Source organism: Halalkalibacter kiskunsagensis (assembly GCF_037027555.1).
Classification (GTDB): Bacteria; Bacillota; Bacilli; order Bacillales; family Bacillaceae_D; genus Halalkalibacter; species Halalkalibacter kiskunsagensis.
Genome location: NZ_JAXBLX010000011.1, coordinates 36,582 through 59,327, shown reverse-complemented (window position 1 = coordinate 59,327; position 22,746 = coordinate 36,582). Strand labels below are relative to the sequence as shown.

At 35.3% G+C, this 22,746-nt stretch carries 15 protein-coding genes; all 15 read left to right on the top strand.

The features are described 5' to 3' along the window. Positions 1-177 precede the first annotated feature (177 nt). The 15 genes from SLH51_RS08325 to SLH51_RS08255 all read left to right on the top strand — a co-directional run bounded on the left by SLH51_RS08325 (position 178) and on the right by SLH51_RS08255 (position 22,720). Positions 178-1,167, top strand: coding sequence for a bile acid:sodium symporter family protein (locus tag SLH51_RS08325; RefSeq protein WP_335960611.1), 990 nt, complete (start codon positions 178-180; stop codon positions 1,165-1,167). 299 nt (positions 1,168-1,466) lie between these two features. Then, on the top strand, positions 1,467-4,184 hold the full coding sequence (locus tag SLH51_RS08320; RefSeq protein WP_335960610.1) for an ATP-binding protein: 2,718 nt from the start codon (positions 1,467-1,469) through the stop codon (positions 4,182-4,184). Positions 4,185-4,244: 60 nt separating this feature from the next. After that, a complete protein-coding gene (locus tag SLH51_RS08315) occupies positions 4,245-5,033 on the top strand; it encodes a CheR family methyltransferase (protein WP_335960693.1) in 789 nt (262 codons plus the stop codon). After that, positions 4,975-7,020 (top strand): PAS domain S-box protein, encoded by a 2,046-nt coding sequence (locus tag SLH51_RS08310; RefSeq protein WP_335960609.1) that lies wholly within the window; start codon positions 4,975-4,977, stop codon positions 7,018-7,020. Before SLH51_RS08315 ends, SLH51_RS08310 begins: the two co-directional genes overlap by 59 nt. Before the next feature lie 20 nt (positions 7,021-7,040). Next, on the top strand, positions 7,041-7,988 hold the full coding sequence (locus tag SLH51_RS08305) for a sugar ABC transporter substrate-binding protein (RefSeq protein WP_335960607.1): 948 nt from the start codon (positions 7,041-7,043) through the stop codon (positions 7,986-7,988). A 290-nt stretch (positions 7,989-8,278) separates the two neighbouring features. After that, positions 8,279-9,838: a response regulator transcription factor gene (locus SLH51_RS08300; protein ID WP_335960605.1), complete on the top strand. Its 1,560-nt coding sequence runs from the start codon at positions 8,279-8,281 to the stop codon at positions 9,836-9,838. Positions 9,839-9,868: 30 nt separating this feature from the next. Beyond that, positions 9,869-11,599: a sensor histidine kinase gene (locus SLH51_RS08295; RefSeq protein WP_335960603.1), complete on the top strand. Its 1,731-nt coding sequence runs from the start codon at positions 9,869-9,871 to the stop codon at positions 11,597-11,599. A gap of 115 nt (positions 11,600-11,714) precedes the next feature. Continuing rightward, entirely contained in the window at positions 11,715-13,391 is a 1,677-nt protein-coding gene (locus SLH51_RS08290) for an ABC transporter substrate-binding protein (RefSeq protein ID WP_335960601.1), read from the top strand. Positions 13,392-13,461: 70 nt separating this feature from the next. Beyond that, positions 13,462-15,516: an alpha-glucuronidase family glycosyl hydrolase gene (locus tag SLH51_RS08285; protein WP_335960599.1), complete on the top strand. Its 2,055-nt coding sequence runs from the start codon at positions 13,462-13,464 to the stop codon at positions 15,514-15,516. A gap of 245 nt (positions 15,517-15,761) precedes the next feature. Continuing rightward, positions 15,762-16,412: a YesL family protein gene (locus tag SLH51_RS08280; protein WP_335960597.1), complete on the top strand. Its 651-nt coding sequence runs from the start codon at positions 15,762-15,764 to the stop codon at positions 16,410-16,412. A 232-nt stretch (positions 16,413-16,644) separates the two neighbouring features. After that, positions 16,645-17,574 (top strand): AraC family transcriptional regulator, encoded by a 930-nt coding sequence (locus SLH51_RS08275; protein WP_335960596.1) that lies wholly within the window; start codon positions 16,645-16,647, stop codon positions 17,572-17,574. 376 nt (positions 17,575-17,950) lie between these two features. Next, positions 17,951-18,910, top strand: coding sequence for an ABC transporter permease (locus SLH51_RS08270; protein ID WP_335960595.1), 960 nt, complete (start codon positions 17,951-17,953; stop codon positions 18,908-18,910). Between the two features lie 3 nt (positions 18,911-18,913). Further along, a complete protein-coding gene (locus SLH51_RS08265) occupies positions 18,914-19,780 on the top strand; it encodes a carbohydrate ABC transporter permease (RefSeq protein ID WP_335960593.1) in 867 nt (288 codons plus the stop codon). 70 nt (positions 19,781-19,850) lie between these two features. Further along, positions 19,851-21,383 (top strand): hypothetical protein, encoded by a 1,533-nt coding sequence (locus SLH51_RS08260; protein WP_335960592.1) that lies wholly within the window; start codon positions 19,851-19,853, stop codon positions 21,381-21,383. Positions 21,384-21,655: 272 nt separating this feature from the next. Beyond that, positions 21,656-22,720, top strand: a complete 1,065-nt coding sequence (locus SLH51_RS08255) for an NAD(P)-dependent alcohol dehydrogenase (RefSeq protein WP_335960591.1) — start codon at positions 21,656-21,658, stop codon at positions 22,718-22,720. The last annotated feature ends 26 nt before the right edge of the window (positions 22,721-22,746 follow it).

Sequence of the window (22,746 nt, the reverse complement as noted above, 5' to 3'; positions counted from 1 at the left end):
GCAGGGGAGAATAGTATAATTCCTGAAATTTTTTATAATGCCGTTTTAATAAGTGAAAAGGGGAAAAATATGATAAAATAAATTATGGAGCTATCTTTTTTTGACTTGAATAACAACGTTGTTATTCAAGTGATGATATAATGTAAATATTGGAAGTACTTGAAAGGTGGTATATGCTTGTTACATCGCTTAAATGCATTCCTACAATACTGGTTACCATATTTAACTCCTGTAACTGTCGTCCTTGGTGTTACGATATTGTCAGGGGCAAGTTCTTTTTCTTATTTAGTACAATGGATTTTTGCTTTTATTAGTTTTTCTAGTTGTTTAATGCTGAAATTACAAGATGTAAAGAAAACCATTTCTCATCCGCTCCCAATTATTGTTTGTTTATTCATCTTACAGCTAGTCATTCCATTGCTTGCTTTTGGACTTGGAACTTCATTTTTTAATGGTGATGTGTATACAATTACTGGATTAGTGTTGGCGTTTTCGATTCCTACGGGAGTTATTACGCTCATGTGGGTATCTATTTTTAAAGGAAATACGGCTGTTACGCTTGCAATTGTATTATGTAATACGATGTTATCGCCTATTCTCGTTCCTTTTACTTTAAACATATTACTTGGGGCAAAGGTGACTATGGATGCTTCAGGGTTAATGTTAGGCCTTTTGTGGATGGTTGTTGTTCCTTCGTTACTCGGGTTATGTGTGAATCAAGTTATTAAAGAAAAATCAATAAAGTTAGGCACTACTCTAGCTCCGTTTTCAAAAATCTGTATGTTGCTTGTTATTTTGCTCAATAGCGCAGTAGTTTCTCCTTACTTTAAGCAAGTAAACGTGAAAATTGTCATGATAGGATTACTAGTTTTTATGATTGCTTGTTTTGGTTATGTGATCGGGTTGTTAGTTGCTAGAATGTTTAGGTGGGAGAAGGACGTAGCGATAAGTCTAGCATTTAATAGTGGGATGAGAAATTCAGGAGTGGGTTCAGCATTGGCGATCACTTTTTTCCCCCCAGCAGTTGCATTTCCAATCGTAATTGCTATCGTTTTTCAACAATTTCTAGCTTCAGTGGCAGGTCGTTTAGCTCATAAATACTTTGATAGAGTAGAAAAACGTAAAGTGAGCGTTGATACAACGAATAGTAAAGCAATTCATGGGTAATGTAACAAGACTCATGAAGTTTGTAGCCTTATTAATTTATAAAGCAATACATAGACTCTTATCCCCACATTAAGAGACTATGTATTGCTTTTTTAATGAATAAAAACAAAAGCTATATTTTAGATATGTATTTTATTTTAGCTAAAGTGTATTATAATGTGAGTAGTAGATGCGCCATAATAAATCAAATAACTACAAAATTTATGCTTTTACGAAAAGCATTTTTCAGAAAATTATTAATGTTGTATGATTTAGGGTGTCGAAATGTGGTGAAAAAAGAAAAGTTAAGTGGTGAAAATATGAAATTTAAGACTAAACTTTATGCTAGCATAGGATCCATTCTTGTATTGATTTCAATTATCGTCATTGTATTACTAAACATGCTCGAACAATCAACAGTCAAAATGCATGTCATTGTAAACGAATTAAATGAACGAATAGACATGAGTTCCAATATAAAGTTCGAGACTGCTAATATTGGAAGGGAGTTAAGAGAGATAACTACTGAGCAATCAGAGGAATCGATCTCTATATCGATGAATGGCTGGGAACAATCGCATTTGAATTTGAAGCTAGCAATTGAATCTTTGGAAAAAATGGATGCACAAGAAAAATCTCAAGAACTGATTGCGAAATTTAATACATTACATGATTCTTATCAAGATACGGCACAACAACTTCTAACTATTCAAAGGATTAATAGAGGAGTAGATGTAGAACCGTTGCTATGGGAAGACGCAGAACTAACTCGTCAGCGAATGCTGCAAATTGGTGAACTACTACATGGACTACAAGAACAAGAATTAAAGAACGAACTTTTCCGCTCTAGAGATTCCTATAATTGGGCTGTAAAAATGATTTACATATATCTTGCCGTGGGGTTAAGCCTTGCCATTGCCGTTACCTATTGGATTATTAGAAGCATCACAAAAAATCTCAATGATGTGACATCTGTTATGCAAAGTGTAACTAGCGGCAATATTGGTCCGCTGCCTCGGATTGCTATTGCTACAAAAGATGAATTTGGTGCTATTGCTAAGGCTTTTAACAAAATGGCCCAATCGTTAGAGAAGCAAAGTAGATTAGAAAAGAAGTTAAAAGAAGAAGCTGAAGAACATAGTTGGTTAAAAACAAAAATCGCCGAAATTGCTACGATGTATCCTGAGTTTAGAAATGTTCAGATGCTGGCAGATTTAATAATCTTGAAACTTGTACCGATGGTAGGGGGAAGCTGGGGGGTGTTCTATATTAAAGAAGTGGAAGGCGAACATTTGTATTTGAAAAAGCGTGCTTCTTATGCACTTTCGGATAAGAGCAATAAATATGATCGCTTTCGTATCGGAGAAGGTTTAATTGGTCAATGCGCAGCAGAAAGACGCACTATCTTAATGGATCAAATCCCAAGTGAAAACATACAGATTTTTTCTGGAATCGGGGTCGTTTCTCCCAAAAATAGTATTATCTTGCCGGTGCAATATGAGACAGAGGTCCTTGCTGTTATTGAAATAGCTTCTATTAGTACATTTAATCCTTCTCAAGTTAAGCTACTTGAAGAAATTGTTAGCAATATTGGTATTACTATGAATAGTATAGCTAATCGCATGAAGGCTGATAAATTGCTTCAAGAGTCTCAAGCTCTTACAGAAGAGCTGCAAGCTCAATCCGAAGAGTTACAAGTGCAACAAGAGGAATTAAGAAGTACGAATGAAAAGCTAGAAGAGCAATATGAGAGTTCTGAATCTAAGAAGCAAGAGCTAGAAAAAGTGAGGGAGGCTCTTGAAGAAAAGGCACAGCAATTAGAACTAAGTTCGCAATACAAATCAGAGTTTCTTGCTAATATGTCGCATGAGTTACGTACACCGCTAAATAGCTTATTAATTTTAGCGAAGATTCTCTCTGAAAATGGGGAAGGCAATCTTACGGATAAACAGGAAGAATATGTACGGACTATATATTCTTCTGGCAATGACTTGCTTCATTTAATTAATGATATATTAGACTTGGCAAAAGTTGAATCAGGGAAATTAGAGATTATCCAAAAAGAAGTTGAGATTGAGAAAGTAAAACAGTTTGTGATACGTCAATTTTCTCCAGTTGCTCGTCAAAAAGAAGTTCTCTTTAATGTCGAAATTGAGCCTGACTTGCCAGAAATCTTTTATACAGATCAACATCGGCTGCAACAAATCCTTAAAAATCTACTTTCAAATGCATTTAAGTTCACCGATACCGGCAGTGTGACGTTAGTAGTACGAGGAGATAAGAAAGAAAAGAAATCATTGCTAGTATTTTCAGTTAAAGATACAGGAATAGGAATAGCGCAAGAGAAACAAAGGACAATTTTTGATGCATTTAAACAAGCTGATGGAACGACAAGTCGTCAGTATGGTGGTACGGGTCTCGGTTTATCTATTAGTAGAGAAATTGCTTATTTACTAGGTGGTTATATTGAAGTAGAAAGTGAAATCGGAAAAGGAAGTACCTTTACGTTGTATGTGCCATATGATCAAACTGGAAAAGCAAATGAGACCTTTGCTTTAAAAGAAGTTGCTGCGGGTGTAGAGGATGACTTTGAAGAAATGAATATAACGGACATGATTGAAGAAAGCAGTGTTCAAGGACATCGAAAGACTTTGTTAAAAGATAAGAAGATTCTTATCGTTGATGATGATGTCCGAAACGTATTTGCACTAACATCAGCACTTGAAAAATATGATACAAATGTTATTTATGCAGAAAGTGGACGAGAAGCGATCGAGGAATTATATGCGAATCCAGATACTGAGTTAATTTTAATGGATATTATGATGCCTGATATGGACGGGTTTGAAGCAATGCGCAGTATTCGTAAATTACCTAAGTATGCAACAATCCCTATTATTGCCGTTACGGCAAAAGCTATGAAACATAATCGTGAAGAATGCTTAGAGGCTGGAGCCACCGATTACATTAGTAAGCCAATTGACATAGATCAGTTATTCTCACTTATGCATGTATGGCTGTATAGGAAGAAGGAGTAGGTGATCACGGTTAATACAATTCATACCAAAAATCAAGAAGTAGAAAAGATTGAACTTGAAATGTTACTTGAAGCGATTTATCGCTATTATGGTTATGATTTTAGAGAATATGCTTTTCCTTTCATACAAAGAAGAGTATTTCATCGAGTTAGAAAAGAGAAACTAACAAGCATTTCTGCTTTACAGGAAAAAATATTACGTGACCCAGTAGTAATGCAACATTTATTCTCCGACTTTTCAATAAATGTAACCGAGATGTTTCGAGATCCACCATTTTTTAAAGCATTGCGTACAAAGGTTTTTCCAGCGTTAAAAGATCGAAAAGATATTAAAATTTGGCACGTGGGAAGTTCCACAGGTGAAGAAGTATATTCTATGGCCATTCTTTTACACGAAGAGGGGATCTATAATATCGCAAAAATTTACGCTACAGATATAGATTCGAATAATTTAGAAAAGGCTAAGCAAGGGATCTTTTCAATTGATGGTATGCAGCGCTATACTCAAAATTATTTCGAATCCGGTGGAAAAACTGCTTTTTCAGAATATTATAAAGCATTAGGTGAACAGGTGGTTTTTCAGTCATTTTTGAAAGAAAATGTAGTGTTTGCACAACATAATCTAGTTATGGACCATTCATTTAATGAGTTTGATATAATTATTTGCCGAAATGTTCTCATTTATTTTAATAAGAATTTGCAAAATAAGGTCCATCAGCTCATGTATGAAAGTTTACGTGTAAATGGCTTTCTTGGGCTTGGTAAAAGAGAGGGGATTAGATTTACTAGTTATGGAAACTGTTATGAAGAGTTCGATTCAACAGAAAAACTCTACCGTAAATATAAATAGAGCGGATACGAGAAAAGTAAATATTCTAATGGTAGATGATCATCCCGAAAATCTTCTAGCATTGGAAGCTGTATTGATATCACCAAACTATAATTTAGTTAGTGCAACTTCTGGAAAAGAAGCATTGAAATACATGTTGAAACAAGATTTTGCCGTTATTCTATTAGATGTACAAATGCCTGGACTAAATGGATTTGAAACAGCCAAGCTTATTAAAATGAGGGAAAAAACAAAAAATATTCCTATTATTTTTATTACAGCCATAAGTCAAGATATGGAGCACGTTCATAAAGGATATTCTGTAGGGGCAATTGATTATATATTTAAGCCATTTGAGCCTGAAACATTAAAACAGAAGATGGAACAGTTTGTAAAGATTCATCAAAAACATGAACAAGAGCTCTTTCAGAATGATGTAAATCGAACGATCGAACTTGAAGAGATCAATCAAAGGTTAGACGTAACAACATTAAATTTACGACGGACTGAAGCTTTATCAAAAGTAATTGGTGAAACAATCATGGATACGATTGTGACATTTGATGGGCAAGGTTACATGTTGTCAGTAAACCCCGCAGTAGAAAAAATGTATGGCTATAGGGCTGAGGAATTAATTGGGAAATTGGTCACGAAACTCTTTCTTGATTTGAATGGGAATGAAAAAAAAGACAATCCTTATATTCTTTTTTCATTTATCGAGCAAGCTGAAGGAAAAGTAATTGAGTCGGTGGCCTTACGAAAAGATGAAAGTTACTTTCCTTGTGATATCCAAATAGGAGAAGCGTCAGTTAAAGGAGAACAAATCTTTGTTTGTACAATTCGTGATATCACAGAGAGAAAGCAGATAGAAGAAGTGAAAAAGCAACAATACACAGAATTGGAACATGTGATTAAAGAGCGAACAAGTGAGCTTTTGAAGGCCAACCAAAAATTACAGAAAGAAATAGTTGAACGAAATAAGGTGGCGGATGACCTTTTTGCATCTCAGGAGCGATTTCGGAAAATATTTGAATCAAGCCCTTGTCTAATGGCGATTTATTCTCTTGAAGAAGAAACTTATATAGATGTGAATGCAAGCTTGATCAGTTTTACAGGTTACCATTTAGAAGAATTAAAAAAGGAACAGATCGATTTATTGCACAGTGTCGAAGGGTCTGATGATAATTATGTTGATTTTAGCAAGAGGGTCCGTAACAAGAAAATTAACTATAAGACAAAAAGTGGGGAAATTAGGGCAGCATTATTTTCTGTTGAGATGATTGACATACATCCTGAGAGATGTGTTTTATTAGTATTGACAGATATTACTGACAGAGTTTTATTAGAAAAAGAAATGTCAAGGCTAGACCGCCTTAATTTAATAGGAGAAATGGCGGCTGGAATTGCACATGAAATTCGTAATCCAATGACTACGGTTCACGGATTCTTACAAGTTGCAAGGAGTAACCGTGATGAATTACCATTAGAGATTGTTGATTTAATGTTGGAAGAATTAGATAGAGCTAATTCAATTATTACTGAATTTTTAAATTTAGCTAGAAATAAAGTAAGTGATAAAAGAACACAAAGTTTAAATGCGATTGTCAATACTTTATTCCCATTAATACATGCAGAGGCATTACGGTCTAGCAAAGAGATCATACTTGATTTAGAAGATTGCCCTGATATCATTGTTGATGAAAAGGAAATTCGTCAAATTATTTTAAATATAGCGTTAAATGGACTGGATGCTATGTCTCCTGGTGGAGTACTTACAATAAAAACATATGAGAAAGATCAAGCGGTCATCTTAGGGATTATTGATCAAGGAACTGGTATTAGCCCCGAAATATTAGATAAAATAGGGACTCCATTCTTTACAACAAAAGAAGAGGGAACTGGATTAGGATTAGCAATATGTTATAGTGTAGCCGAACGTCATGGTGCTGAAATAGATATAGAAACAGGATCTACAGGAACGATTTTTTCCATTCGTTTTCGATCTTAACTGAGAGGAGAGGTTGAATAATGAAGAAGAAATCCTTAATCTTGCTAAGTATACTTGTTACACTGACGGTAGCAATAGGATACATATCGAAATCGTTTGCAGAGGAAAAGCCAAAAGTGGCAGTAGTATTAAAAGATTTAAATTCACAGTACTGGGAAATCGTTAAAGCTGGTGCTGAAAAGGGGTTTCGAGACTTTGGTATGGATGGTCAAGTGCTAGCTCCAGTTGAAGGAACGGCTGAAGAGCAAGGTGAAATTTTAATGGGAATTCTACAAGAAGACCTAGATGTCTTAATTGTTTCACCAACTTATCCAGACTACATTATCCCAATATTAGATGAATTTGTTGCGATTGGTATTCCGGTATTGCTGCTTGATACGGATCATCCTTGGCCAAATAAAACATCCTATATTGGCACGGATAACATTGATCTAGGAAAGAAGGCGGGGGCACTACTTGCTTCGCAACTTCAGCCTGGAGATAAAGTCGCAATGATTGGTGGAGATTCAAACAGTCCCGTTTCAGGTGGGCGCATAACTGGGGCTAGAGAAAGGTTAAAGGATGTAGGAATTTATATCGCTGCAGAAAAGCTAGATTTATCAAATGACTCAAGTTCTGTTAAAAAAGCAACGAAAGAAGTACTACAAGGTCATTCTGATATTAAAGGGATTATTGCATCAAATGATACATTAGCTTTGCATGTTATTGAAGTACTACAAGAGCATGACCTAGCAATTCCAGTTACCGGAGCTGATGGCATTATTGAAATGATTGAGCTAATAGAAGACGAAGTAGTAGCAGGATCAGTGGCACAAAATCCATATGATATGGGGTACTTAAGTGTTGAAACTGCATTAAGAACAACAAACGGGGAACAGGTTGAGAAAATGATAGACAGCGGAGTAGACATTATTATCAAAGGAAATGCAAAGCAACGATTAGACTTTTTGAAAAACCTTCTACGGTGAAGGCCCTAAAAATTTTATAGAGGTCTTAATATAATTGACTATTTGATCCAGAGGAAATTTTCGTAAAACGTGTTGGGAATGATTGAATGAAAGGATGGGGGTTGTTATTTACACTCCATTCTTTTTTGGTCTTGAACTTACTAACTATAATGTAGTTTTGAACCGCCAAAGTCAGAACTAATAAATGATACCGTTTCCAAATTAGGAGATTAGTATTATAATAGCAACATAGATCAACGCGACAATCTTTGGTGTTTTTTTACAAAATACAACAAAGGGAGGGAATAGTGATGCACAAAGTAGTATTAGTAGATGATGAACATTTCGTTCGAAAAGGGGTTATCTCACTTATTGATTGGGAAGATTGCGGTTTTCAAGTTTCAGCAGAAGCAGATAATGGGGAAGACGCACTAGAAGTTATAGATAATACGAAACCTGATTTAGTTATCACAGATATACGAATGCCTGTATTAGATGGGTTGGAATTGATACGGCAGCTAGTTGAAGAAAAAAAATCATCTGCAAAATTCATTATTTTAAGCGGTTATAATGATTTCTCGTATGCTCAGAAAGCTGTTCGTTATGGTGTCTGTGATTTTATTTTAAAGCCATTAGAAAAAGAAGAGTTAGAGACAACTTTAAAACAACTATCTACGACACTTCATGAAGAGAAAAAACTCAAAGAGCATAATCAAAAATTGATTATAACAAACATGTTCGAAGATGTTCTTTCAGGAAATATAACCGAACATCAGAAAGAGCTATCGAATTTCTTTCAATTAGAAAGAGTGAAAAGAATGTATTATATTATTGTTGAAGTTAATACATGTAGTACTTATCATTCTGACTTGAAAAAGGTCGATGTAATTAAAGAATACATTAGTGATGCAATTTTTGAAATATCAAATGAAAAGTCCATTATGATTCGAGACCATGAATTAAATCGGTATGGAGTATTTGTGACAGATCAGCATCTTGAAAAATTTGCGAACCACATTGCAGGTTTTGTAAATGAGTTACAAACCACATTACAACACATGTTAAATAAGGTTGTTTCTATATATGTTGGTCAAGCTGTAGAACACATTAATGATCTAAATACCTCGTTTGAAACAGCAACAAAAACGATGGAATATAGGTATACGCAATTGGAAAATGAGCCTATTATATATGACATGGTAAAAGATCAAACCATTATCCATTCTGAGATTACAGATGAAGTTTTTATATCTTTAATGGAAGCGATTGAAGAAAATGATTCTAGTAATATGAGGAAGAAGATTGATTTAATGTTTGAGGAATTTCAAGAGAAATTATTTGCACCTGAGTCCATTCAAACAACTATAAAGAGGTGTGTCCATGGTGTTATGAAAGCGATAAGGAGTATGGAAGGAAATGAACAACAACTTACGAAATTACAGCCAATACTCAACTTGAATAACTCATCCTTAACTTTGCTTCAATTAAAGGAATTATTAATTGAATTTGTAGAAGAAGCTTCCGGTTACATTTTTAAATTAAGAAAGCAAAACGTGAAAAGCGATATCCATAAAATCAAAAATTATATTGAACAGCATTATCATAAAAATATCAGTTTAAAAAGTATTGCTCATACGTTTTTTATGAATCCGGTCTATATGGGGCAACTTTTTAAAAAAACATACGGCGTCTACTTTAAAGATTTCCTTTTGCAAATCAGGGTGAATGAATCAAAAAAACTCCTTAGACAAACGAATTTACGAGTTTATGAGATTGCAGAAAAAGTAGGATTTAGAAGTGCAGATTATTTTGTAACTCAATTTGAAAAAATGGAGAATATGACTCCAACCGATTATCGAAAATCACTTTAACACAAACTTTAATGAAATGATGGAGATACAATGAGGAAGTTTAACTTAAATAACGTCCATCTTAAGAATAAGCTGTTGATTATTTATTTCTTATCTGTTTTTATCCCTATTCTTCTTACTAATATCATTTTTTATCATGTGACAACAGGGAATGTGAAGAAACAAAAAATGCAGGATTTGACACTTGCTTTTGAACAAATTGCAAACGATTTTTCAAATACAGTTGATGAGGCTATTGGTGTTTCATCTACTATTTATACAGACGATACATTACATGATTTTTTTGAAACAGAGTACGAAACAGTTACTGACTATGTCATAGAATATGAATCAACTTTTCGGAATTTTAACAAATATAGTCCTGTTTACTCTGCTATTAAATCAATTACATTTTATACTGATAATCATTCAATGCTATTTGCAGGTGGTATCGAAGAAATTACCGAAAATATCCAGAATAATCATTGGTATCAAGATATTACTCAATTGCAATATTCGCATCCAATCGTAAGAAGAACAGCTTCTATCGATACATTTAGCGTTATTAGACAATTAAATTACTTTCAAACGAATACCCGAGAAAAGTTTGTGAAAATCGACTTGAACACAGAGATCATTAGACAAGCTTTTGGCAATATTGCATTTCAAGGGAATATCTATTTGTTAAGTGAACATGGTCGGATTGAATATACGACAGATTCTGAAGTACCTAGGCAGCATTCAACTTATTTTACTGACGTTCATTCATCCTCCAAAGACTCAACCATATTTGAACAAGAATTTGATTTAAACTATCTAGATGGATGGAAAGTTGTTGGTGTTGTTTCAGAGAATGCTATTTTAGAAGGAGTACAAAATTCTAGGAAGTTTATTTTGTATCTAGCTTCGATTAATTTTTTAGTACCGTCATTCATCATTATTTGGATTTCAAGTTCGCTTCATGCACGGTTGTTACGTATAGTACGTCATATGAAACGCATGAAAAACCAGAATTTTGAGCTAATCGATGGAGTTGAATATAAGGATGAAATCGGACAATTAACAAGCGAGTTTAATCGGATGTCACAAAAAATTAACGATTTAATTAATGATGTGTATATAGCCAATTTACAAAAGAAAGATTTAGAGTTAAAAAGAAAGCAAGCTCAACTTAGTGCATTGCAAAGTCAAATCAATCCTCATTTTCTCTTCAATTCACTAGAGACGATACGAATGAGAAGCCTATTAAAAAAAGAAAGTGAGACAGCGAAAATCATACAAAATATGGCTAAATTGTTACGGAATTCAATCACTTGGGGGAAGGACTGGGTTACCGTCGAAGAAGAGCTGAAGATTATTCAATGCTTTTTAGAGATCCAACAATATCGTTTTGGAGATAAATTACTTTTTGAGATTGAAGTAGATGAAGAGGCGAAAGGTTTTATGATTCCTAATATGTCCCTTATTCCTTTTGTAGAAAATGCAAGCATACATGGGATTGAGTCCAAAAAAGGAAATGGATTTCTGCACATAAAAATTGAGAAAATAAGTGAGGGATTGCGATTTACTATTACGGATGATGGTGTTGGAATGGATAAAGAGCGGCTGAAGAACTTAGTAGATTCTATACAAACGAAAGAAGACATGGGCGAAAGTATAGGTGTAAAGAATGTATATTATCGTCTTAAACTCCATTATGGAAATCAGTTTACATTTGATATAAAAAGTTCTGTTGGTCAAGGGACAAAAGTGCAAATTATTTTCCCTTCTAAAAGAGTCTAAGGTTTTCTAAGTATGTTCTATACTTTTCGGGGTCACGAAGCACAAAAAATAAAGCTATAATGTAAGTGCTTACATACAAGTGCTTACAGCTATCACTTGTAAGGAGCAATCATGCATGAGAAAAAATAAGTTGATTTTAATTTTGGTGTTTGTCTGTTCGCTATCGGTTGGCTGTAATATGAATGAACGTGAGGATGAGAAGGTAGACAGTCAACATGAAGAGTTGTCACCCGTTACCTTTACGTATTTTAATGCATCAAGATCTGGAAGAAGTACACACTCGAACCTAACGACTATTGGAAAAATACTAGAAGAGCAAACTGGGGTTAACTTTAAAGTAGATAACCTTGAAGGTGACATTGATACAAGTATAGGGGTTATGATTGCAAGTGGTCAATATCCAGATGTGATAAGTCCAGACATTGCCATTGATAAGCTCGTTAAAGCCGAAGCGTTTATTCCTTTAAATGATCTCATTGATGAACACGCACCAAATTTGAAGAAAGTTTATGAGCCATATATTGAACAGATGACTCACGAAGACGGCAATATTTATTATATCCCTTTTGGAGCAACCCACCAAGGATATGTCCCTAGCCCAGACATTGATCAAGGTGCCTTTTGGATCCAACGTGGGGTTTTACGAGAGTTTGGCTATCCGAATATTAATACACTTGATCAATATTTTGACTTAATTGAACAGTATGCAATGAAATTTCCAGAAATTAATGGCGAGGATACTATTGGTTTTACAGCCTTGACGTATGACTGGAGGTTTTTCGCTATCTCTAACCCCCCCGCACACTTAGCAGGCTATCCAAATGATGGCGATGTTATTGTAGATATGGGTACGTACAGAGCTGAGGTATATGGAAATAAGGACATTACGAAGCAATATTTAGCCAAACTTAATGAAGTAAATAGCAAGGGTTTATTTGATCAGGAAGCATTTGTGGCAACGTATGATGAATATTTAGCGAAAATCACGTCTGGTAGAGTACTTGGTTTTTTCGATTATCGCTGGCAAGTGGGTCAGGCATTTAACAGTTTGAGTGCAGCTGCTGATGATGACCGACAGTATATGGCATTGCCGATCGTATTTGATGAAACGATTAAAGACCAATATCTAGATCCACCTTCTTTTATTGCCAATCGTGGGATTGGAATAACAACAAGTGCCAAAGATCCTGTTCGAATTATTAAATTTTTTGATAATTTAATGAAAGAAGAAAATCAAAAATTAGTAACTTGGGGAATTGAGGGGGAAACATACAAGGTTAATGATGAAGGGCGCTACTATCGTACAAAGAGGCAAATAGCGTTAACAGCCCAGAAACAATACAGGGATCGTTTTGGGTTTTCAATATTTGAATGGAATTGGCCTCGTGGAAATGGAAAGTTTTCTGATGGAAATGCTTGGGAGCCGCGTCGCCAGCCTGAGGTTGCGATGAATAGTTATTCAGAAAAAGATAAAGTCTTGTTAGATGCATACGATCTTAATGTATTTGCAGATCTGTTTTCAAAGCCGGAAGAACGTCCGTGGTTCCCAGCTTGGAGTGCGAATATTGAGCAAGGATCTGCTGCAGCCATTTTTCAAGATCATAAACAAAATTTGCAAAGACAATGGTTTCCGCAAATGGTTTTATCAGAGCCGGATCAATTTGATTCTAATTGGGACGCTTACGTTGCTGAATTTAATAAACTTGATTATCAATCATTCGAACAATTGATGAATGACTTTGTTCAAAAAAGGATTGAGCAAAGTATTTTCGACCAAAAGGACGACCGTTGAAAGTAATATTTAGCATTACAAATTTATGTAGAACTTCAATAATTTCTAATGTTTGACTGGAGGAATTACAATGAGTAATAAAAACAATGTAACTGAGGCATATAAAGGCTGGTTAACGTATAAAAAAATAACTGGTGCAAATTGGCTAAATGAGAATAACAAGTGGTTACGTACGATTGTTGTTAAAGATCATTCTGAGGTAATGAAATCAGCAAAGAATGAGCTTGTAAATGCAATTTGTGAGATGACAGATGAGGAACCAACTCTTGCAAATGCTGTTGAGTCTTCTTATCAAATTCTCTTAACGACATCTAAGGATAATAATGTAGAGTCTTTAGATGAATTGAACGAAGATGGGTATGTCATTCAGACCATTCACAGCAATGATCGTTCCTATATTTCTTTAACTGGTAAAACTGATAAAGGCGTTCTATATGCAAGCTTTCATTTTCTTAGACTTATTCAAACTAGAACAAATCTAGATAACCTGAATATTAAAGAGAATCCTGCAAATCAGTACAGAATGATTAATCAATGGGATAATATGGACGGGAGCATTGAACGAGGATACGCTGGAGAATCTATTTTCTTTGAAAACAATAAGTTTACAACGAATCTAGAGCGGATTAAAGATTATGCAAGATTGCTTTCCTCAGTAGGGATAAATGCTATATCGATTAATAATGTTAATGTACATGCTGTTGAAACAAAACTAATTACAGATGAATTTCTCCCTGATGTTGCGAAGGTTGCAGAAATTTTTAGAAATTATGCAATTAAAACTTTTTTAAGCATTAACTATGCTAGCCCAATGCAATTAGGTGATTTAAAAACTGCCGATCCGCTTAACGAAGATGTTCGACAGTGGTGGAAAGAAAAAGCGAAAGACGTGTACCGTGTCATTCCTGATTTTGGTGGATTTGTAGTAAAGGCTGACTCGGAACATCGACCAGGACCATTTACGTATGATCGAAATCATGCAGATGGATCAAATATGTTAGCTGAAGCATTAGAGCCATTTGGTGGAGTTGTGATCTGGAGATGCTTTGTATACAACTGTATGCAAGACTGGCGTGATCGAAAGACGGATCGTGCCCGGGCTGCATATGATCACTTTAAACCATTAGATGGTCAGTTCCATGATAATGTTATTTTACAAATAAAAAATGGACCAATGGATTTCCAAGTTCGTGAGGCAAACTCTCCTTTATTTGGTGCGTTGACTGAAACGAATCAAATACTAGAGTTCCAAGTGACTCAGGAATATACCGGACAACAACGACATCTTTGCTATTTAATTCCTCAGTGGAAAGAAATTCTCGAGTTTGATACATTCGCTAAAGGACAAGGGACGCCGATTAAGAGGATTGTAGACGGATCGACATTTGAAAATAAACTGAGTGGTATAGCAGCTGTATCGAATATTGGAAACGATAACAACTGGACGGGACACCAGCTTGCACAAGCAAACTTGTACGGTTATGGGCGTCTAATTTGGAATCCGGACCTTTCGACTGAAGAGATTACAGGCGAATGGGTACGAGCAACATTTGGTAACGATCCTGAAGTTGTTGAGCAAATAACAACAATGCTCCATGATTCTTGGCCGATTTACGAAAATTATACATCTCCACTTGGTGTTGGTTGGATGGTGAACCCAAACCATCATTACGGACCAAATGTGGATGGATATGAATATTCAGTTTGGGGAACGTACCATTTTGCCGATTGGCAAGGAATCGGTGTTGATCGTACAGTGAAAAGTGGAACTGGATATACAGCACAGTATTTTAAAGAAAATGCGGATATGTATGAGTCACTTGATTCTTGTCCAGATGAGTTGTTATTATTCTTCCATCATGTACCGTATACGCACAAACTAAAGTCTGGTGTGACGGTCATCCAGCACATTTACAACACTCATTTCGAAGGTGTTGAGCAAGCGATTGGCTTAAATGAACGTTGGAGCAAGCTAAAAGGAAAGATTGATGAAGAACGGTATGATAATGTTGCAAATCGACTTGAAGTCCAGATTGAAAATGCGAAGCAATGGCGTGACATCATTAATACTTACTTCTTCCGCAAGTCTGGCATTAATGATGAAAAAAATAGAACAATCTATTAATTAACTAAAAATAATTCTTATATTTAATGGGATGACTCAAAAACTAGTATCATGTTGCCGGATTATACTGTAACAGACAATATTTATTGTTGTTACGTTCAAGAAGGGCGCAGTACTAATAAGAGTTATCCTCTTTTTTTCTATATTTGGAAACCGGATAATATACTCACACACTATTAAAATCATAAGAATTAATGGTATAATGAAAAGGATTACACAAGTAAGTTACTGTTGGGGGTGGAGATATGCCAAACCAAGGAGTTATGGGAGGCTTTTATCGAGTTAGTGAGTGGGTTATGAGGTTGGCCTATATTAATATACTATGGATATTCTTTTCAATAATAGGGTTAGTCATTTTTGGTGTTATGCCTGCAACCGTTGCTATGTTTACAGTTATTCGGAAATGGTTAATGGGTGAGGAAGACGTTCATATTACAAAGCTTTTTTTTAAAACATATAAAAAAGAATTTATAAAAGTGAATTTATTAGGTCTTATTATTTTTGCGATTGGTTATATTTTGTATATTGATTTGCAATTTTTGAGTCAAGTGAGTGGAATGTTGCAATATATCCTAACTGCTGGCTTGATCATTATAGGTTTCTTTTTTCTAATAATGGTCATCTATATAATTCCTGTTTATGTACATTATGATTTAAAGGTACTTCAGTATCTAAGACATTCAATATTAATTGGATTCCTTAGTCCATTAATGACGATTATGATGATTGCAACGTTGTCGGTTATCTATTATTTGTTCATGTTCATCCCTGGTTTGATTCCAGTGTTTGGTGCTAGTGCGTTTGGGTTTATAACGATGGGATCTGCCTATTTTGCTTTTAAAAGACTTGAAACAAAACAACAAAAGGTCGAAGAAGCGAAGGAAGTAGCCCAATAATAAATAATTTAATAAAAACAGAATGTCGACATTTATGCTGACATTCTGTTTTTTTGTTCTCTTATTTTGGAAGCGCTTACTAACTCATCTGATAATAGATTGCCTCTTTCACTAAACATATATAGTTTTTAAAGTTTAACCTATATTTTCATTAGTTTTTTAAGTTTTCAGTATTATGTATAATGAGTACAAGAAAGGATAAATGCAACAAAAAAGATTGGGAGGGGTGAAGATGGAGTTCACTTTTTTGGATCGAAAGCTATTTGATAATCATCAATTGACTACTCAGTACAGCTTAGAAGAATTCATTTATCCAAATATTAAAACTGGCTTTGAATTATATGGCATGCATCTCCGTACGGTAAAAAATACGTGGAACTATCCAGAGCATGAACATCCAAAATACGAGATTAACTTAGTTCTAGATGGTCATCAAGTTTTTAAAGTGAAGGGTAAACCATATGATCAGCAATCTGGCGATATTATCATAGCTCGACCTGGTGATAGTCATTCAAGTCGAAGTGGAGCAGGAAATGGATTTACATATTTCTGTCTGCATTTTGATATTGATGATAAGTTGTTTCTTCCATACTTAAAAAATTCAAATGAAGTTTACTTCCATTCGGGTTCAAAATTAGCCCTTTTGATACGACCATATTTAGATCGTTTGATTCATGTATGTAAAGCTTCAGGATTGAATCTTAAAGAGAAAATGCAAGTTCACGCGATCATGTTTGAGTTATTAGCGGTTTTGATTGAAGGGATGACTGAGCAGACTGGAGACGTAGAGCCAGGAAATGAACGAACGGTTAAAATCGCTTATCGAATTGCTGAAAAGATTGAATTGTTGGTAAAGCGAAGCATTGAAGATATGGAAGGAATTGGAGGAATTGAAAAGATTGCTGATGAATTGAATTTTAGCACTTCCTATTGTAACAAAGTATTTAAAAAGGTTTATAACATGTCGCCGCGTCAATATTTATCATTTAAAAAACTAAATGAATCTAAGGTCTTGCTTACAGAAAAGGATTATACAATTGAACAAATTGCCTATATTATGGGGTATCACGACATTGCCCATTTCAGTAGACAATTTAAAAGGTGGTCAGGTTTAACTCCTAGTCAATATCGTTTGGTCAATGTCAAAAAGAGACAAAAATAAGGTGAAAGTGTCGAAAACGATCGATTTTCAAATTCGAAAACACTAAAAAGGTCTTCATTTGGGTAAAAGTACTACAGAAAGGTACATAGATCGAATTGAGGTCTATTGCTAAGATGAAAGTAAGGAATTCACGAAAAAACTTTTATAAAATTAAATTATACTAATAAAAGGATTTTGGTATTTTTAATATTTATAATGTAACCGCTTACGGACCGCTTGTAATCTTTTTATGTTATTAATATAAAGTACCTAATAAATCCATTTTAATTACCCAAATCAATATTATTGTACTTCTAATGGAGTTGTAAATCCACGCAAAAAGTGTAACCGCTTTCTGTGTAGATATAGAAATTGCTGAAGGAAAGGTGTGTTAAAAATGGACGCAAATACAGTGACAGAGCTCAAAAAAACGCTCAATTTCACCCCGAAATCTGGTACTCGTTTTAGCCATTTTTGGAAATTTCGTTGGCTTTATGTTTTTATGATTCCTGGGTTGCTTTACTTCTTTGTTTTTAAGTATATGCCAATGTGGGGATTGATCATGGCATTTAAAAATTATCGCCCGCATTTAGGAATTATGCAAAGTGAATGGGTAGGTTTCGCCCATTTTGAACGGTTTTTCTCATTACCTGATTTTTGGATGTTATTTAGAAATACGTTATTACTAGCTTTATATGATTTAGTTATCTTCTTTCCTTTGACGATTTTAATGGCCATTATGCTAAATGAGATAAGAAAAGAATGGTTTAAAAAGAGTGTTCAGACGATAGTATATATACCATATTTCTTATCTTGGGTAGTTATTGTCGGGATTACACACATCCTTCTATCTGTCGAGGGTGGGGTCGTAACCGAAATGTTAAGCCAGTTTAGGAGCAATCCAGTTGACTTCCTAACGAGTCCTGATTGGTTCCGGCCACTTATCGTGATGCAAATGGTTTGGAAAGACGCTGGGTGGGGGACGATTATTTTCTTGGCAGCCTTAGCTGGTGTTAATACACAACTATATGAAGCTGCAAGGTTAGATGGGGCGAATCGCTTCAGATTAATTTGGCATATTACGTTGCCGTCGATAAGAAATATTATCGTTATCCTATTAATCTTGCGTTTAGGTAACTTCTTAGACCTAGGATTTGAGCAAATCTTCTTAATGGTTAACTCATTAAACCGAGAAGTCGGTGAAGTTTTTGATACGTACGTTTATCGAACCGGTTTGGTGCAAGGTCAATTTAGTTACAGTGCAGCAGTTGGATTATTTAAAGCAGCAGTTGGATTAGTTTTAGTAATGGGTGCTAACTGGATTGCGAAAAAATTCGGTGAAGAAGGACTTTACTAGGAGGTGGGATCATTGGTACAAAAACCAACCCTTGGAGAAAAAATATTTGATGCTTCCAATTATATATTTCTAATTATATTCTCATTATTGTGTATTATACCATTTATCTATGTTTTCATTAGTTCGTTTTCAACAAGCAACTCAGTATGGCCATCGGGCTTTACACTCGATGCTTACAAATATATCTTTACTACTCAAACGTTTATTAGAAGTTTAGGAGTCTCTGCCTACATTACTATTCTAGGGACATTTATGAGTGTTGTTGTCACAGCATTAATCGCGTACTCATTATCGTACAAAGAAATCCCTGGGCGAAAGTGGATCATGCTCGCGATTATTTTCACCATGCTCTTTAATGGAGGAATGATCCCAACCTATATCGTTGTTAAAAATCTTCATATGATTGACACGTATTGGGCATTAATGCTTCCAAACTTGGTAAGTGCTTTTTATCTAATCGTAATGCGAAGTTTCTTTTCCAATATACCGAATGAATTGATTGAATCAGCGAAGATCGATGGTGCGCATGATATTATCGTTTTGATTAAAATTGTTTTGCCTTTATCGCTACCTGTAATTGCTGCTATTTCACTCTTTTATGCTGTCGGAATTTGGAATCAATATTTTGGGGCTGTCATGTATTTAAATTCACCAGAAAAATGGCCAGTCCAAGTAATTTTGCGGCAAATCGTTATTTTATCTACAGGGAATATTGGTGATGAAAGTGCAATGGATGCTGATTCATCTGTTTTTGGTCAGGGTCTAAAAATGGCTGTTGTTATTGTGTCGATCATTCCAATATTAATTGTCTACCCATTTATTCAAAAGCATTTTGCAAAAGGAATGCTACTAGGCTCAGTAAAAGGATGATCTCTTAATCTAAATTTAGAAGCTGAGGTTATCATTTTATAAATATCATATATTTTTGGGGGGATTTATTGTGAAAAAATGGAAACTTATGTTAGTATCCGCTATGACTGCAACAATGTTAGCTGCATGTGGTGGGAACGAAGATACAACATCAGAAGAGGTTCAACCTGATTCATCATCAGGAGAAGAAACAACATCAAATGAGCCTGTTGAGATTAAAATGGCATTAAACTTTGATGGAACAGAAGTACCGCAAGCTGGGAATGACATTCAGTTAGCAATTGAAGAGTATACGAATTCAAAGTTAGACATTACGCATATGGTAAGTGCGAATTTCTGTGAAAGATTACCAGTTCTTATCGCTTCTGGTGACCTACCGGATGTAGTTGCAAGTTGTGGAGCACCTAAACAACCATATTTAATTAGCGCAATGAAAGATGGTGTTTTCTGGGAAATCGGTCAATACCTCGAGCAATTTCCGAATCTATCATCAATGAATGAAGTTGTTTATGATAACGTGAAAATTGAGGGAGAATTATACGGTCTTCCAAGATATCGTCCATTGTCAAGATTTGTTACAATGTACAGACAAGATTGGTTGGATAATTTAGGTTTAGAAGTACCAACGAATCATGAAGAATATTTAGAAGTTTTGAGAGCGTTCACAAATGATGATCCAAACCAATCTGGTGCAGATGATACACGTGGTATCACTAGTGTTGCCCTTCCTGGTGATTTTGGATTCGATTTTGGAGTTGGATTTGGAGCTCCACACGAATGGGATGTTGTTGATGGTAAGTTTATCGCTGAACACGAAACAGAAGAATATTTTGAAGCATTAAAATATTCACGTCAGCTATATGAAGAAGGCGTCGTAAATAGAGATATCGTAGCTCCTGACCGCGAAACTCGTGAAGCTGATTTTGAAAATGGGATTTCTGGGTTCCATTCAGCATCAACAAACAACGTATTATCAATTGAGAGCAGATTAAAAGGGAATTTCCCTGATGCAGAAGTAGGAGTGTTTAATGCTTTAGTAGGACCAACTGGTGAAAGACGTTTAGAAAGTCAATTCGGTTCGAATGGTATTTTGATGTTCCCGAAAGCTACCGTAGAAACGGAAGAAGAATTGCTTCAATTACTTACATTCTTTGATCAATTGTCAGAACCAGAAATGGCTGATCTCTTGCAATGGGGGATTGAAGGCGAGCATTATGAAATCGTTGATGGAAAAGCTCAAACTTTAGATTACGACAAGTACATGAAAGATGTAGGTTTTGGTTACAAATTCCCATTAACTACAGCTCCTTTAGAGCCAGTAGCGACACCTGGTGACCTTTCAGAATTAGGTCAAAGAGTGGCAGAGATTGAAATTGAGAATGATGACTTGGTAGTTGCAGACCCTGCAATGTCATTAGTTTCTGAAGTATACAACACCTTAGGTGCGGATATTGAGCAATTAATCAATGATGCGAAATACAGGTTTGTTACAGGCGCAATTGATGAAGCTGGATGGGAAGCTGCAGTTCAAAATTGGAGAGATCGTGGTGGCGATGATATCCGCGAAGATTTTGAAAGATTGTATGCTGATACTCAGCAATAAGTACGAATAAGAAACGTGTAGTAGAAAAATTAGCATATATGGAAGGCCTGATCAGCATGGTTACACATTGATCAGGCCTTTTTTAAAAAATATCTGGGTATATACAGCAGGCAATACGATAATACCAATTGAATTAAATTTAGAAATTAAATTACATTCGTAAAATTTAGATATTTACATCGCACTACCATACTAATATGATTAATGCATGGTGTGAAAGCGTTATCTATAGGTAGATTTTTTTAGGAATTCAGATTGAAGGAGTGAATTAAATGTCAGAACAACTAATGGATGCAGCAGTTTTAAATGAACCACTGTCAATAGAAGTTAAAAAGGTGCCCGTACCAAAACCAGATCAAGATGAGGCCTTAATAAAAGTATATTGCATTGGAGTTTGTGGATCGGATGTTCATTATTATGAGCATGGGAAAATTGGGCGGTACGAAGTGAAGGAGCCTCTCATCTTAGGTCATGAATTAGCAGGAGAGGTCATTCAAGTAGGAGATTTGGTAACGAATGTTGCAGTCGGAGATCGAGTAGCGGTTGAACCAGGAGTAACATGTGGGCGTTGTAATCATTGCAAATCGGGTCGCTATAATTTATGTCCAGATGTCGTCTTTATGGCTACGCCACCTGTGGACGGAGCTTGGTCTGAGTATGTGACGATCCGAAGTGATTTTCTTTTTAAACTCCCCGATGAAATGAGTTATGAAGAAGGTGCATTGTTAGAACCGTTATCAGTCGGTTTTCATTCCATGATCCGTGGGAAAGTTAGTCCAGCGGATCGTCTATTTGTATCAGGATTAGGACCGATTGGCTTATTGGCCATTCAAAGTGCAAAGCTTTTTGGGGTAACAGAAATTTATGCGAGTGATGTCGTTCCATATCGCAGAGAGCTTGCGCTTGAAATGGGAGCAACAGCCGTAATCGACCCGATTTCTGGTTCAATTAAGGATAAAATCGCAGAATTAACAGATGGTCAAGGTGTAAATGTGGTCGTAGAATCATCAGGTAATCAAAGAGCTATTTCTGATACAGTTAACGTTGTAAATCGTGGTGGACGAATTGTACTAGTTGGCCTACCAACTGTTGATGATATCCCACTTAATATTTCAAATTTAATTGATTCAGAAATTGATGTATATGGTGTGTTTCGATATGCCAATACATATCCAGCAGCGATTCAAGCATTAAGTCGATCAACAATTGATATTAGAAAAGTCATTACTCACAATTATGCGTTAAAGGACATTAAGGAAGCAGTTGAAATGGCGAGAACACAAAAAGATACAAGTATTAAAATTATGATTTATCCCAATATGGAAGAAAAGAAGTAAGTTCTAAATTTCTATCTGCACGTTTA